At 40.1% G+C, this 16,654-nt stretch carries 9 protein-coding genes; 7 read left to right on the forward strand and 2 right to left on the reverse strand.

Annotation, left to right across the window (positions count from 1 at the left end):
* Nucleotides 1-6 precede the first annotated feature (6 nt).
* From AB3G38_RS01180 to AB3G38_RS01190, 3 genes are all read left to right on the forward strand, one after another.
* Nucleotides 7-7,374: an amino acid adenylation domain-containing protein gene (locus tag AB3G38_RS01180; protein WP_367866668.1), complete on the forward strand. Its 7,368-nt coding sequence runs from the start codon at nucleotides 7-9 to the stop codon at nucleotides 7,372-7,374.
* A gap of 65 nt (nucleotides 7,375-7,439) precedes the next feature.
* Nucleotides 7,440-8,723, forward strand: coding sequence for a diaminobutyrate--2-oxoglutarate transaminase (ectB, locus tag AB3G38_RS01185; RefSeq protein WP_367866669.1), 1,284 nt, complete (start codon nucleotides 7,440-7,442; stop codon nucleotides 8,721-8,723).
* A gap of 126 nt (nucleotides 8,724-8,849) precedes the next feature.
* Entirely contained in the window at nucleotides 8,850-8,978 is a 129-nt protein-coding gene (locus AB3G38_RS01190) for a hypothetical protein (RefSeq protein WP_260159932.1), read from the forward strand.
* 104 nt (nucleotides 8,979-9,082) lie between these two features.
* Here the strand turns inward: AB3G38_RS01190 and AB3G38_RS01195 are convergent, their stop codons facing one another.
* A complete protein-coding gene (locus AB3G38_RS01195) occupies nucleotides 9,083-10,459 on the reverse strand; it encodes an aspartate kinase (RefSeq protein WP_367866670.1) in 1,377 nt (458 codons plus the stop codon).
* Between the two features lie 174 nt (nucleotides 10,460-10,633).
* Here AB3G38_RS01195 and AB3G38_RS01200 point away from each other — a divergent pair, with 174 nt between their 5' ends.
* The 3 genes from AB3G38_RS01200 to AB3G38_RS01210 all read left to right on the forward strand — a co-directional run bounded on the left by AB3G38_RS01200 (nucleotide 10,634) and on the right by AB3G38_RS01210 (nucleotide 13,609).
* Entirely contained in the window at nucleotides 10,634-11,335 is a 702-nt protein-coding gene (locus tag AB3G38_RS01200) for a toxin-antitoxin system YwqK family antitoxin (RefSeq protein WP_367866671.1), read from the forward strand.
* Nucleotides 11,336-11,615: 280 nt separating this feature from the next.
* Nucleotides 11,616-12,671 (forward strand): LacI family DNA-binding transcriptional regulator, encoded by a 1,056-nt coding sequence (locus AB3G38_RS01205; protein WP_367866672.1) that lies wholly within the window; start codon nucleotides 11,616-11,618, stop codon nucleotides 12,669-12,671.
* Complete coding sequence (locus AB3G38_RS01210; RefSeq protein WP_367866673.1) at nucleotides 12,668-13,609, forward strand: carbohydrate kinase; 942 nt, start codon at nucleotides 12,668-12,670, stop codon at nucleotides 13,607-13,609. The genes AB3G38_RS01205 and AB3G38_RS01210 overlap by 4 nt, the downstream gene beginning before the upstream one ends.
* A gap of 95 nt (nucleotides 13,610-13,704) precedes the next feature.
* Here AB3G38_RS01210 and efp read toward each other — a convergent pair whose 3' ends face one another.
* Nucleotides 13,705-14,265 carry an elongation factor P gene (efp, locus tag AB3G38_RS01215; protein ID WP_068400487.1) on the reverse strand — a complete coding sequence of 187 codons (561 nt, stop codon included), beginning with the start codon at nucleotides 14,263-14,265 and terminating at the stop codon, nucleotides 13,705-13,707.
* A gap of 225 nt (nucleotides 14,266-14,490) precedes the next feature.
* Between efp and AB3G38_RS01220 the strand changes: the two genes are divergently transcribed.
* Nucleotides 14,491-16,638, forward strand: coding sequence for a catalase (locus AB3G38_RS01220; RefSeq protein ID WP_367866674.1), 2,148 nt, complete (start codon nucleotides 14,491-14,493; stop codon nucleotides 16,636-16,638).
* Nucleotides 16,639-16,654: the final 16 nt, after the last annotated feature.

The following is a 16,654-nucleotide window of genomic DNA, read 5'->3' on the forward strand; positions in this document are numbered from 1 at the left end:
TATTACATGGAAATCAAAGAATTCATAGCGGAACTATATAGCAGACATTTCTCTTTAAACGTACAAGATGGTAAACTCACTTTAAGAGGAGATAAGAACAAATTGACAAATGAACAGATCGCTGCAATCAGAAGTGATACGGAAGTTATCAATTATATCAAAAACAATAAACAAGAGCTGATAGACTATCTGGAGCATGCAGAGGCACCGGAAACCAGGAAACGTCATGAAAGTATATCTGCTATTTACCGGTTGAGCGGCTTGCAGGAAGGAATGCTTTTTCATGGTTTATACGATGGTGAGGCTGCTGCTTATCTGGAACAATTTACTTGTGATTTATCACAGGTAAATACTGGTTTGCTTCAGGAAAGCTGGAAGTTATTGTTAAAGCGTCATACTATTCTGCGCAGCAGTTTTGATTATGAATCTCTGGGGATGCCGGTTCAATGTGTTCATGAAGAGGTGATCCTGCCTTTTCAAGTAGTGGATTTACGTCAGCATAGTCCGGAGATTCAACAAGAGGACATCGCTTTATTCATAGCAGAAGATCTGAAAAAAGGAATCGACTTTAAAAAGCCGCCATTGATGCGTATCAGCTTATTGCAAACTGGTGAAGATACTTTTTTCATGGTATGGACTTATCACCATATTCTGCTGGACGGCTGGTCTATGTCCGTATTAATGGAAGAATTACTAGCGTATTATGAACTGCTGGCAAATGGTCAGGAAGTGAAAATAACGGAACAGGATAAATATGAAGATTATATCCGCTACATAGAAAGCAGAGGTTTAGGGGCACAGGAAGAATACTGGCGTACTTATATGCAAGGTGTAGAAGCGGGAAGTTTATTGCCATTTATTCAAACGCCGGAAGGCAGTACAAGGGGAGCAGGGATTTTTAAGGAAGAGCTGCTTGTGCTGGACCAGCAAATTAAAGAAAAGGCTGATGCTTATATAAAAGTTGCTGGTTTGACCTTGAATACACTGATACAAGGGATATGGGCTTTTATTCTGCACAATTATACGGGTAAAACAGACGTAACTTATGGAGTCACTGTATCCGGACGTCCGGAAGAACTGTCCAATATGGAAACCAGGGTCGGAATGTATATCAATACCCTCCCTTTACATACCGTTGTAAAACAGGCTACAGCAATCACTGAGTGGTTAGCTTCGATTCAGGATGGACAGATTATGTCCAGAGAATATGGCTATACCGCGTTAAGTACGATCCAGCAATGGACTGGGGTTACCGGAGATTTATTTGATAGTATACTGGTTTTTGAGAACTATCCCGTTGGTAAAAGCGGCTCATCCGGCCCGGGAAAACTGGTAGTGGATAATGTGGTGATTAAAGAGCACAATAATTATCCGCTGTCTATCATCGTAGCGGTAACAGAGGAGATTAATATTTTATTCATGTACAATGAGGAAATACTAGGCGGAATATATGTGCAGCAGCTGAAAAGACATTTTGAACAAGTGTTGTCACAAATTATATCCTTTAAAAAAGACAAAGTCGGCGATTTGTTATTGGTAGAAGGGGAAGATAAAGAACAGTTATTGCATCATTTTAATGATACCTTATCTGTATATGAGCAGGAAGATTCTATTGTTTCATTATTCAGGAAGCAGGCAGAACTGACGCCTTCAGCGATAGGCCTGGTGTTTCTGGATTCAAAACTAACCTATGCTAAATTGGAGGAACGCAGTAATCAGTTAGCGAACTATCTGGTTGAAAAAGGAGTAATTACCGGAATGCTGGTGCCGCTTTGTATGGACAGAAGCCTGGAAGTGATGATTGCTATTCTGGCGATATTGAAAGCAGGAGCTGCCTATATGCCAATTGATCCGGGATATCCTGAAGAACGGATCCGCTTGATGTTGTCAGAAAGCAGCAGCCCGGTAGTGGTGACCACTTCGGACTATGCAGATCTGCTGGAAACACTGCGTGAGGATATTGAAACACTAAGTTTAGATAAGCTGGCTTATCAGTTACATCAAAGGCCTGTGACACCAACGGGTATTGTCCTTTCTGAACAGGATCTGGCTTACGTCATTTATACTTCTGGTTCTACAGGTCAGCCTAAAGGCGTAAAAGTAACACATGGAAATGTGGTGAGTTTAGTTCGGGGAGTTAACTATGTTTCTTTGGGTAAGGATGATGTGCTGTTGTCAACCGGAGCACCTTCTTTTGATGCAACTACCTTTGAATATTGGGGAATGCTGCTTAACGGTGGCCGCCTGGTTTTATGCGAAGAGCAGACTTTGCTTGATCCTGTACTGTTAAAAAATGAAATACGTAAGCAACAGGTTACTCAAATGTGGTTTACCGCAGGCTGGTTTAATCAGTTGGTAGAAACAGCTGTTGATGTGTTTGAAACACTGTCTGTTATCCTGATAGGCGGAGAAAAATTATCGGCGAAACATGTACGTAAATTACAGGAAATTTATCCTGCTATTGACATCATTAATGGTTATGGCCCTACAGAAAATACTACTTTTTCTCTAACCTACCCGATTAAACCAGGGTTTGACAACAATATTCCTATAGGTTTTCCATTAAGTAACCGTACCGTTTATGTTTTAAATGAGCAGCAGCAATTGTTGCCAATTGGTGTAGTTGGTGAAATTTATCTGGGTGGTGCTGGTTTATCTGCGGGTTATCTGAACCGGCCGGAACTGACTGAAGAAAAGTTTATTCCGCATCCTTTCTCTGTAAAAGCAGGGGAACGTTTGTATAGAACAGGCGATTTGGGCAAATGGCTTCCGGATGGCAGCATTGCTTATGAAGGCCGGATTGATGAACAGGTGAAAATCCGCGGTTTCCGTATCGAGCTCGGGGAAATCGAAAGTGTACTGCAAAAATGTGAAGGAGTAAGCCAGGCGGTAGTCACCGTTTTGACTGACGAAGAAGGAAGTAAGCGTCTGATTGGTTATATAGTGCCGGAGGGGGCTTATAATCAGGAAAATATAATGGAGTTTTTACAGCAAAAACTTCCCGATTATATGCTTCCAGCTATGCTGGTTGAACTGGAATCTTTACCGTTAACAGCTAATGGTAAAGTCAATAAAAAGGAATTACCTGTTCCTGAAACCGGAGCTCTGACAGAGCAGGGTTATGTTGCACCAAGAAATGAAACGGAACAAGTACTGGCAGTGATCTGGCAGAAGATATTAAAAATTGAACAGATAGGAGTATATGAGGATTTCTTCAAACTTGGAGGACATTCTCTGCTGGCTATCCGGCTGATCGGGACCATAAGAGATCAGATGAAATTAGAGGTTACCGTGAAAGCGATGTTCGAAAATACAACGATCGCAGCGCTTGCAGAATATTTGGAGGTTAGCGGGAATAAGAAATTGCTTCCACCCATTACAGTGTTGCCAAGACCGGAATTTATTCCTTTATCTTTCAGTCAGGAGCGGCTGTGGTTTATAGATCAGCTGGAAGGAAGTGTCCATTATCACATGCCTTCAGTACTTAAATTAAAGGGTAAACTTAATCAGGATGCCCTTGAGCATGCACTACAAAGTATTGTCCGCAGGCACGAAGTACTCCGTTCAGTAATCAAATCCACTGAGGGTATACCTTACCAGGAAATCAGGTCTGCTGATCAATGGAAGCTTGCTATTGTTGAAGTTAAGGATGATTTGACTGCTACTATCAATGCGCTTATCCTTCATCCTTTTGAATTGTCGGCTGATTATATGCTGAGGGCAGGATTAATCAAATTGCAGGAAGAAGAATATTTATTGGTATTGACGATGCACCATATTGCATGTGATGGCTGGTCAATCAATATCCTGGTTGATGAGCTAACTGCAAATTACCAGGCTGCGCTACAAAATACAAAAGCTCAATTGCCTGATCTGGCTATTCAATATGCTGATTATGCGATCTGGCAACGCACTTATTTAGCTGGAGAAATACTGAAATCACAGCAGGATTACTGGTCAGCAAAACTTGGGGATGCGGCTTCACTGGAGCTTCCGCTGGATGATGAAAGACCTGCTATACAAAGTACACGTGGTGCTTTAAAGAGCTTCCATATTGATCGCTCATTAACTGACCAGCTCAATACATTCAGTCAGCAACAGGATGTGACTTTATTTATCACTTTGTTGTCTTCATTTTATGTGCTGTTGTCGCGTTACAGCAGACAGGATGATATTACGGTAGGTACTCCGATAGCCGGAAGAAGACAAAAAGAATCGGAAGCATTGATCGGATTTTTTATCAATACGCTGGCTTTACGTTGTGATCTTAGCGCTGCGCCAACTTTTCTGGAATTAGTGAAGCAGGTTAAAACAACTTCTCTGGAAGGTTATGACAATCAGGATATTCCTTTTGAGAAAATTGTAGAGGCGGTAGTTAAAGACAGGGACCGGAGCAAAACTCCTTTATTCCAGGCCATGCTGGTCTTGCAAAATACGCCTGAAGAGCCTGAACTGATATTAGGCGACCTGACGCTAAGCAGTGAAGAAGTAGACCATGCTTCTGCTAAGTTTGACCTTAATTTTATGGTTGAAGAAACAGCCGAGGGGCTGGATCTGAGTATTGTCTATTGTACCGATTTATTCAGGGAAGCGACTATCGCCAGGATGGCTAAACATTATGAGCAGTTGTTAAAAGCTGCGGTAACCCATCCTTCGCAAGCTGTTAAAGCCATGAAAATGCTCTCTTCACAAGAGGAAAATGAGATTGTTCATGTCTTTAATGAAAGAGCGGCTGTGCATCAGTATGCCAGAGATAAAACTATCGTAGCTCTGTTTTTAGAACGAGTAAATATTAATCCTGATCAAATAGCTGTAGTATATGAAGGCCAGCAACTCACTTACCGGGAGCTGGATCAGCGCACAGATGAGCTGGGAAGGTATCTTCAAACACAAGGTGTAAAAGAAGATACCCTGGTTTCAATCTGTATGAACAGAAGTCTGGAGATGATCATTTCTATTATTGGTATATTGAAAGCCGGAGGTGCATATGTGCCTATTGATCTGGCATTTCCTGAGGAACGTATCCGTTTCATCCTGAAAGACACCGGTTGCCGGATTTGTATTACTGATGGAAGTTTACAAGACAAAATAACCATTCATGCTGATGAGCCTGTAAACTACCTGAATATTAAGGAAGACTGGTCTGTTATTGTCAGTGAAATTCCTCAGGAAGATTCTCTTAATGCAAGTAAACCTGCCAACCTGGTTTATGTAATTTATACTTCTGGTTCTACGGGTAATCCTAAAGGGGTAATGATCACACATGATAACCTGGTAGATTATGTTGATGGTTTACAGCAGCGTTGTGCTGTTAATGCGTGTGATTCATTTGCATTAGTCCCTGCTATTGCGACCGATCTTGGAAATACAATTCTGTTTGGCGCTTTGGCCGCGGGAGGTACGCTTCATGTTATTGCAGAGGCTTTAACTACAGATGCGCTTTCACTTTACAATTATTTTGAAACTCACGGTATTGATTGCCTGAAGATTGTCCCTTCGCATTGGAAAGCAATGTGTATTGACGGGAAGTTATTGCTGCCTGCTAAACTGCTGATTTTTGGTGGAGAGGCTTTACAGGATGATATCGTAAAGCAGCTCAGATTGTCTGAAACCAGTTGTGAGGTGTTCAATCATTATGGACCTACGGAAACTACGATTGGGAAATGTATGTATCAGCTGGATCTGCATCAGGATTATACGGGTGTGCCAATTGGAAATGCTTTCTCTGACACGACTTTATATATTCTGGATACTGAAGGTGGAATTGTACCGGTAGGAGCAGGAGGAGAATTATGTATAGGCGGACGTGGAGTGGCCAGAGGTTATCTCAATCTGCCTGAATTGACCACAGAGAAATTTGTACGTAATCCATATAATGAAGATGCTGATTCCCTGATTTATAAAACGGGTGATCTGGCCTGCTGGTTACCGGATGGCAATATCAGGTATATGGGACGGATAGATGACCAGGTGAAAATCAGAGGTTACCGGATTGAACCTGGAGAAATAGAACGTGTATTGCAACAAAGTGGTTTAGTGAATCATGTGGTAGTACTGGCAAAAACAGACAGCGCGGGAAATAAATACCTGGCAGCATATGTAGTTCCAAAAGGTGAGTTTAATAAAGCACAGCTTACCGCATTTTTGCAAGGATGTTTGCCGGCTTATATGGTACCTGGAATATGGGTTCCTTTAGCCGGAATGCCGCTTACAGTGAATGGAAAGATCAATAGAAAGGCACTTCCGGAACCGGATACACATCAATCGACAGCTGCAGATTATGTTGGCCCGCGTAATATTACAGAAAGGAAACTGGCAGGGATCTGGCAGGAATTGCTGGGTATTGCAAAGATAGGTATCTATGCTAATTTCTTTGAATTGGGAGGCCATTCTCTGATCACTGTACGGTTATTGGCACAGATCAGAAAAATGGGTTATGCGATTCAACTGAATGCATTGATGGTCAATAAAACTATTGAAACACAGGCTGTTTTGCTGACCGGACTCTCTGCATCACTGGATCAGGATTTCAATGCACATCTGATTTTATTAAGTAAGACCGAAGGTGATCAAAACTTGTTCATTTTGCCTGGAGGTGATGGTAATCCGGACTGGTACGATCAGTTAGCAGGAGAAATTCATCAGGAAGGCCCTGTATATGGTCTTAAAATGATCGGGTTGCTGGAAGGAGAAGTTCCACTGGACACTGTAGAAGAAGTTGCCGCGCAAAATATCAGGTGGATCAAAGAGGTGCAGCCAGAAGGGCCTTACCGTTTAGCAGGTCATTCTTTTGGCGGATATGTCTTGTATGAAATGATTCGTCAATTCGAAATTATGGACGAGCAGGTAGAACAGGCCGTTTTACTGGATATACCAGTCAGAGCTAATATTTATCCGGTCCCCGTTGATTCGCTGGTCAATGATGCACTTATTTATCTCGAAGAAAACAAGTTTATAGCGCAGCCTTATCCCGTATGGATAGCGGAAATGAAATCAGCTCTTGAACAGTTGCCTGCCGGTGAACGCCGCGCATTTATGCTGGACTACGTGAAAGTTCAATGTCTTGGAAAAGGTGTACTGACAGACTTCCTGGCCAGAATGGTTTACCTGATGATCTGTAATTCAACTATGGAATATTACATTTCGGGTAAGGTGAATGCCACACTGACCGTTGTCCGTGCGCTTGAACAACAATGGGAGCAGCTTGGCTTCGATGAAAATCTGGGGTGGGCACCACATGCGGATGAAATTCAGCCAGTAGGGGCATCGGGCGATCACGTAAGCATGCTGAAAAATGAAAATGCTAAAATATTGGCAGCGCGCCTCAGACCATATTCAATTCAGACACCAATAGCCAGCCAAACGGAAGCCTGACCGGCTTCCCTATAAAAAACAAATCTTCTAACTATTAATTTATTAATTCTCTAATTTTTATTATTATGTCTACACAAGTTTTTGAAACTCTTGAATCCAATGTCCGCAGCTATTCCAGAAGTTTTCCCCAGGTATTTCAGAAAGCAAAAGGTTCTTTCTTATACGGTTCAAATGGGGAAGAATATATTGATCTTCTGATGGGGGCTGGCGCGCTTAATTATGGTCATAACAATGATTATATTAAAGCACAGCTTTTAGAGTACATGGCAGGAGATAATATTATGCAGGGGCTTGACATGTTTACTGTGGCCAAGAGTGACTTTATTACCACTTTTAACGATTTGCTGTTAAAACCAAAAGGGCTGGAATACAAATTTCAGTTTTGCGGGCCAACCGGTACCAATGCTATTGAAGCTGCGCTTAAATTGGCCAGAAATTATACCAAACGTTCTAATGTGATTGCATTTATGGGTGCTTATCATGGTTTGTCTCAGGGTAGTCTTGCATTGACCAGTAATCAATATCATCGTGATGTAGCTGGAGTTGGATTGCATAATGTTACTTTTCTTCCTTTTGAGAACTGCGGATCTGAAGGTTTTGACAGTCTTGCTTACTTCGAAATGATCCTGGAAGATACACACTCAGGGATTGAAAAACCAGCTGCTGTTATATTGGAAACAGTACAGGCAGAAGGCGGGATACATGTAGCCTCACCGGAATGGTTATTTAAACTGAAAAAAATATGCGAAAAACATAGCATCCTTTTTATCTGTGATGATATTCAGATTGGCTGCGGAAGATCTGGTGACTTTTTCTCTTTTGAAAGAGCACATATTGCACCGGATATTGTGGTCTTATCAAAATCATTGAGTGGTTATGGTTTGCCAATGGCCATCTTATTGATTAAACCTGAACTTGATATCTGGCAGCCGGGTGAACATAACGGAACTTTCCGTGGCTATCAGCTTGCATTTATTGGCGGAAGAGCGGCACTGGAATTCAGAGAGAAAACTGGTCTGGAAGCGGCAGTAAAAGAGAAAGCTGCATTTATCAGTAGTATTCTTCATGAAGAAATAGCAGCTGAGGATGAACGTATCGCAATCAGAGGCCTTGGTATGATGTGGGGCATAGATTTATCAAAGTTCAGCGATCCGTTACTGGCAAAGAAAATTGCAAAAGACTGTTTTGAAAAGCACAATTTAATCGTAGAATGTGTGGGTCGTCACGATAAGGTGATTAAAATGCTTCCACCATTAACGATAGAAAAGGAAGTACTGGAAAGAGCCCTTGGCATTTTACAGGATACCATAAATTTGCATGTTAACCAAAAATCGGAAGTACTCGCTTAACTAATAAGTGATGTTAATACCTTTTATCAATGAAGATTAATGCCGCATTGCGGCAGAATATGTTTAAATTGCCGAAAATAGAAACGGGATGTCTAATTCAAGACTGAACAAATAGGAATTGAAAACATGAGTAAAGCAGTAAAAACACAGGATAAAGTGGTAAAAGGTGGTGATGTAGTACGTATCCCACGTAAATTGAAAAAATTAAACAAAAAGAATTTTGGTATTGTTTCTTTTGATGAAAAAGAAGCTTAAGAATTTTAAAGCCTCTCTTAAGGAGAGGCTTTTTTAGTTAACGGTATTCCCTGAGGTGTAAATCCAGGCCCGGGGACCTCAGCATCCAGGTGATAGCTTATATTTTACTTCATGGCTTTATTCAATGCAATAATCGCCAGTTTAAAATGTTCAGGTGCAATCAAAAACTGAATATTTACTTTTCTTAATGCAAAACCTGCACTTTTGATATCTATATTGTTTTCGGTTAAGGCATTGGCACTTTTAGCTAATAAACCTGGCTGATCCATATTCGTACCCAGCAAACAAACCATCGCAACTTTCTCAATCGTTACTTTCTCAAAATCATCTTCCAGCTGACTGATCAGTTTTTTATTATAGTCGCGCGCCCATATGACAATAGAAATGCTGTTTGCACTGGTTGCTTTAAAAGTATAACTCACCCGATGATCATAAAATGCCTGCATGATCTGTAAATCACTGCCTACATTACCTACCATGGAAGGATCATATACATCAATCATAAGTAATTTATCAGTTCCGGTAATGACCTCTACACGTTTATGTTCGCACACAAACTCGCGTGTAATTAAAGTCCCCGGATGTGCGGGCTGAAATGTGTTCTTAATCCGCAGATTAATGCCGCTTACTTCCAGAGGCTTTGAAGCCTTTGGATGGATAGCTTCCATACCTACATCTGCCAGCTGATCGGCAATATCATAATTAGTATACCCAACCGGAGTACAGTTTTCCAGCCCTACCAAAGCAGGATCGGCAGTAGACAGGTGATACTCTTTATGGATGATAGCCTCTGCCGGTCTTAGAAATTCTGCAATTTTACTAAAGGTAACCTCTGAATAACCTCTGTCAAATTCACGCATAATTCCTTCTGTACCCTTGGCATACCCAGTCACGATACAAAGTGTTTTTTTGAGCTCTATATTTTTAAAAGCATTTTTTATACGCTGATCTATTGTAAAAGCACGGTGATCATTAAATCCACTCAAATCAACCAGTGCAGTATTGATATCCATGTTCTGCAAAATATTGGTGAAATTAAATGCGGAATGGCTTTCACCAATCGAAGCTAATATCTCACGTGCTGCCTGCAATATTCCTTCTTTACTCACATAACCGGAAGCTAAAATATTGGCTAAATTTTCCAGATATTTCTGAGCTTGATTGACGTGATCCTCAATAAACTGATCCGCAACTGTAAGATCCAATCCCAGATCAGCATATTTTTTATTGATAGCTTTTAATTTGACAATCAAATCTTTTAGCGGACGATGAAAATTCTGGTGTTTGGCAATACGGTGATAGACACCCGGAGCACCCGTTTTCTTGTTTTCAAGTAACAGATCCGTAACACCTGAGAAAGCGGATACTACGAATATCCTGTTATATAACTGATCGCCTGTACGTTCAAATAGAACAATATTTTTAATGACATCCTGCAAGGCACTCATAGAAGTGCCGCCAATTTTTTCTACTGTTAACATCTAATATATTTATTATACCAGGATTGTGCTGGTTCTTTTGTTTAGTTTCTGCCTAAAATACAGGATTATTTTGATAATTACCGGCCTGGTATATTTCTATCTTCATTTTATGTTTGGACAGCTATCAGTAGTCTGAATAGATTTTTATAAATTTATAGATTAAAAGTTAACCTCATGAAAAAGAATACGATTTTACTTGTCTTGCTATTTGCGTTCACTACTACCTTTGCACAGGTAAAAACTCAATATTTTGATGCAGACTGGAAACCGGTAGCTAAAGAAAACATGGTCTATTACAGACCTGAACCTGCTGCTGTAAATGGAAAATACCTTTTTAAGGATTATTATAAATCAGGTAAACCTCAATTTGTAGGTTACTCTTTGTCTAAAACCGAAGAGAAATTTGACGGGGAAGTTAAATATTACGGAGAGAACGGTAAAATCAGTGGTACATCTGTATTTAAAAATGGAGTTTTAAATGGCCCGGTGAAAACATTCTTCGAAGACGGAAGGTTAAGACAGAATGCTGTTTATAAAGACGGTGAGGAAGAAACTGCTACACTTTATACTTACAAAGGTACTGAAATAGAAGGTGTTCCATCTGTATATGATCTGATTACTATCTTTCAAAAAGATGAGCGTGTGAAGCAGATTATTTATGATGGTAACCCGAAAGGTATGCGCCAGGAATCCTTTTTAAATGAAGGTAAAGCTAAATATTACGGCTCCGATGGAAAGCTTTTGGGAGAATTGATTTTTGATTTGTATGGTAATCCTAACAATGGAACTATGATTGAATTTGACTTCAATCCAATGAAGGTTTCTGCTACGCGTTTTTTCGTTGATGGTCAGGAACAGGAGAATAAACAAATCTGATCAGCAAGCTTGTTTATTGAATAACGAAGTTTAAACGGTTAAACAATTAATCTGTAAAATAAGCCGGTTGCACCCTATTGTGTTAAAAACACAATAGGGTTTTTTAGTATAGGTGAATTTATATTATCAGGCTAAAAATATATGTTTATTGTGTTTTAAAGCCAGATAAATGTCTAATGTTAAACTGTTTTATGCTCATGTTTAATAAAAATATATGTTAAATAATTTGTGATTTAAACGTTTAAACACAATATTAGCAGTCCCAAATCTTATATACTGTATGAAGAAGAACATTTCAATGAAAGATATTGCCCAGCAACTGGGTGTTTCCACAGCATTGGTATCTTATGTTCTTAATGGCCAGTTGGAAGACAGAATCAATAAAGATACTGCGCAGAAGATTAAAAAGTTAGCTGATGAACTCGGCTACCGGCCCAATCATGTAGCTAAAAGTTTAAAGATCAATAAAACACTGACCATCGGTTTAATCCTGGCAGATATTTCAAATCCTTTCTCCGCAAGTCTGGCCAGGATTGTGGAAGACGAAGCAAAGAAGCATAATTATACCGTGATTTTTGGCAGTGCCGATGAAAGCACTGTTAAATCAGAAGATCTGATCCGTACTTTGATGAGCAGGCGTGTAGATGGCTTTATTATCGCCGCTCCCGAAGGATCGGAAGAACTGTTAATCTCCCTCAAAAAACAAGCTATTCCATTTGTTCTGGTCGATCGCTATTTTCCGGATCTCAATGTGAATACAGTAACTATTAATAATTTTCAGGCTTCCATGGAGGCCATCAATCATCTGCTCGGACAAGGGTTCAGTCAAATCGGGATGATCAATTTAAAATCGGATCTTTTCCATTTAGCAGAACGTTCCAGAGGATATAAAGCAGCACTTATCAATGCTGGTCAGCAAAACGAAGGAAAGAACCTGAAAGAAGTAGAAGAGAAAAATATGATTGCAGAGGTTCATCAGGCCATCAATGAACTATTAAATCAGGCAGAGCCTATCCAGGCGATCTTTTTTGGTAACAATAACTTAGCGATTGAAGGATTGATTCATATCCGGAGTTTAAATATCCGTATCCCTGAAGATTTGGCAATCGTATGCTTTGATGAATCTAATGCGTATAACTTATTCTATTGCCCGATTACTTATATCCGGCAACCATTGAACAGATTAGGGCAGGCAGCCGTTAAATTACTGCTGGAAAACCTCGGAAATGAGGAGAAGAGTACAAATAATATTATACTGGAAGCAGAACTGATTATTCAGGAATCATCAGCAAATGCTGAAGCCAGAAGGACAATGATCAATCTTAATGAAATATGAGCAGAAAAAATAATCTTCAGGTAGTATGTTTTGGAGAAGTATTGTGGGACAATTTTCCATCTGGTAAAAAGCCTGGTGGTGCAGTCATGAATGTGGCTTATCACCTGAAAAACCTGGGTGTGAACAGTCATTTAATCAGCAGGGTTGGTGCTGATCAGAATGGGACAGAAATTATGCAGGTGATGAAGGATTCAGCTGTAGACACTACATTTGTTCAATTGGATCAGGCGCATAAAACTTCCACTGTAGAAGTCACTACGGATCAGGATAATGAAGTTCGTTATGAGATTGTTAAGCCTGTAGCCTGGGATTATATTGCATTTGAAAACCCGCATATCCGTTTAGTGGCACAGGCCGATGCGCTTGTTTATGGAAGTTTATCTGGCCGCTGCGAAACGAGCAGGGCAACGCTGGCAAAATTATTGGCACTGGCACCTTATAAAGTGATGGATGTGAACCTGCGTGCACCTGATTATGATGCAGAATATATCGCTGTACTGCTGCATCAAACGGATTTACTTAAATTAAATCTGGAAGAGCTCACGATTATCAGTGACTGGTTCAGTCAGGATTGTCAAACAGAAACAGCGCGTGTAGAGCTCCTTAGAAGCAAGTTTGATATTCCGGAGATTGTGGTTACAAAAGGTAGTAAAGGAGCTTCTTATTATGGAGATGAGACGGAGCATCACTGGTCTGCTTATGCGATTCAGGTAGCAGATACTGTAGGTAGCGGAGATTCATTTTTAGCAGGTTTACTGGCGATGAAGCTATCCAACGAATACATCAATGATACTTTGGATTTTGCAGTTGGACTCAGTGCTTTTATCACTACAAAAGCAGGGGCATGTCCACCTTACAAAGTAGCAGATGTAAACAAATTTATCAGAACTTATAAAAAAGAATGGAGTGTGGATCGCTGGTCTGGTCCTGCTTCATAAAACTGGGTTTCAGTTTTGATGTAACAAAAAAAGCAGCCCGATAAGCTGCTTTTTTTGTTAAGCATATAATAGACCACCTGGGTGATGAAACTATTTTATTTTACACGTTCAACGTATTCACCTGTACGTGTATCGATTTTTACCTTATCACCTTCGTTTACAAATAAAGGAACTTTGATTTCAAAGCCTATTTCTGTAGTTGCATATTTTAATGCACCAGAAGAAGTATCTCCTTTTACAGCTGGTTCAGCATAAGTAATCGCTAATTCTACAAAGTTTGGTGCCTGAGCCATGATAGGTTCTTCACTTTCAAAAGAAACGATAACATCCATTCCTTCTTTGATAAACTTCGCAGCCGGGCCGAATAAGGCTTTAGCAACACTGAACTGCTCAAAAGTAACGTTATCCATGACTACAAAATAGTCACCTTCTTCATATAAATATTGAAAATCACTAGTTTCTACACGGCAAATTTCAACCTGCTCGTCAGTTGCTAAACGGGCCTCTACAATTTTCCCGGTTTTAATATTACGAAACTTTCCTAAGTAGAAAGCTCCACCTTTACCTGGTGTACGATGCAGGATTTCTGTAACTGTTACCAATTCGCCGTTGAAACGTAAAATATTTCCTACTTTGATTTCGGATGCCTTTGCCATAAAATATAGTTGTAAAATTTGAGTTCAAATATATGTGCTTTTTTTGTGTATTTATAGTTCAATTCATAACATCTTATTGTTTCTTACTCACAAAATCATCATTCAATAGTATATTTTAATTTAAAACATTTCATAAAACGGTTTGTTCTGGTTGCAAATTAACTGAAAATAGCCTGAATCTTATAGCTGTAAAAGGTATAATCACCAACGATAAAATGTCGAATTATGAAAAAACCAGTAGTATCTCCTTCGGAAGCAATTTCAAAGAATGAAGACCTTCAAACCAATAAAGAAGACGGGTCAGGTCAATTGCTGACCACTAATCAGGGATTAAAAGTTAATGATGATCAGAATTCACTGAAAGCTGGTGAGCGTGGGGCAACCTTGCTGGAAGATTTTATCCTCAGAGAAAAGATCACTCACTTTGACCATGAAAGGATTCCTGAACGTATTGTACATGCCAGAGGTTCAGGTGCACATGGTGTATTTGAATTGTATAAATCTCAGGCTGAATATACAAAAGCCGGATTCTTAAATGATACCACAATTAAGACTCCTGTTTTTGTTCGGTTTTCGACGGTTGCGGGTTCCAGAGGTTCTACAGACCTGGCCAGAGACGTAAGAGGTTTTTCTGTTAAATTTTATACTCAGGAAGGTATCTATGATTTTGTCGGTAACAATATGCCTGTTTTCTTTATTCAGGATGCAATCAAATTTCCGGATCTTATCCATGCTGTAAAACCAGAACCACACCATGAAATGCCTCAGGCAGCATCTGCACATGACACTTTTTGGGACTTTATTTCGCTGATGCCGGAATCTTCGCATATGGTGATGTGGTTAATGTCCGACAGGGCAATTCCCCGAAGTTATAGAATGATGGAAGGATTTGGCGTCCATACTTTCCGTTTGATTAATGAAGAAGGAAAATCACACTTTGTTAAATTCCACTGGAAGCCGCTACTTGGTGTGCATTCAGTAGTCTGGAATGAAGCTTTAAAAATCTCAGGTAATGACCCCGATTTCCATAGGCGTGATCTTTGGGAAGCGATAGAAGCAGGAGCATTTCCAGAATGGGAATTAGGGATTCAGGTGATTCCGGAAGAAGATGAACATAAATTTGAGTTCGATTTACTTGATCCAACCAAATTAGTTCCGGAAGAACTGGTACCTGTTCAAAGAATTGGAAAAATGACGCTGAACAGGAATCCGGATAACTTTTTTGCAGAAACTGAGCAAGTGGCCTTCCACCCGGGGCATCTGGTTCCAGGTATTGATTTTACGAATGACCCGCTTTTACAAGGACGTCTGTTTTCTTATACTGATACGCAGCTTTCCAGGTTGGGAGGGCCAAACTTTCATGAGATTCCAATTAACAGACCTATCTCACCGGTGCATAACAATCAAAGAGACGGGCATATGCGTCAAACTATTAATAAAGGGCGTACCAGTTATCAGCCAAATCGTATCAATGATAATTCACCATTGCAGGCTAAAGTTTCAGAAGGTGGGTTCAGTTCTTATCAGGAGCGGATTGATGCTAAAAAAATCAGGGCACGCAGTGATAGTTTCTTTGATCATTTTTCTCAGGCTACACTTTTCTACAATAGCCAGTCTGAACCAGAAAAGAATCACCTGGTAGACGCATTGCGATTTGAACTTGGAAAAGTAGAAATTGAAGACATCAGGAAACGTATGCTTGGCATTTTAACACAGGTTGACCTTACACTGGCCGCACGTGTAGCAGAAGGTTTAGGTTTGGATGTACCTTCGGGGCCTGAAAGACCAGTTAATCATGGCGTTCCGGCAGATGGTGACCAGAAGAAATATGAACCGAAAATTGTTAAAAGTACGCTGAAATCGAGTGCAGCACTCAGTATGCAAGACACGCCTAAAGATACTATTAAAACCAGAAAAATAGCTATTCTGGCTACTGATGGCGTAAATGGAAGTCAACTGGATGCGTATAAAAAAGTACTGGAAGCAGCTGGTGCAGTAACGAAAATTGTGGCTACTCACGACGGACATATTAAGGATGACTCAGGAAAACTAATCAAAGTAGATTTTACTTTTCTGACTACGGCATCCGTTTTATTCGATGCGGTATATATACCTGGTGGTAAAAAATCAATTGACGCATTAACGGCAGAAGCAGATGCAGTTCATTTTGCCGAAGAAGCTTTCAGACACTGCAAAGCTATCGCGGCGAATGCAGAAGGGGTAGATTTCATTCTGCTTTCCAATATTCCGGTTAAAGATGAAAAAGAATTGGTGAGCGGGTTACTGCTGAACAAGACGGCTAAAGATTTTGAAAAGGCTATACAAGAACACCGTTTCTGGGATCGGGAGAAAAAAGGAAAAATACCAGCTTAATAACATTTGAAACATA

The organism is Pedobacter sp. WC2423, from assembly GCF_040822065.1.
Taxonomy (GTDB): Bacteria; Bacteroidota; Bacteroidia; order Sphingobacteriales; family Sphingobacteriaceae; genus Pedobacter.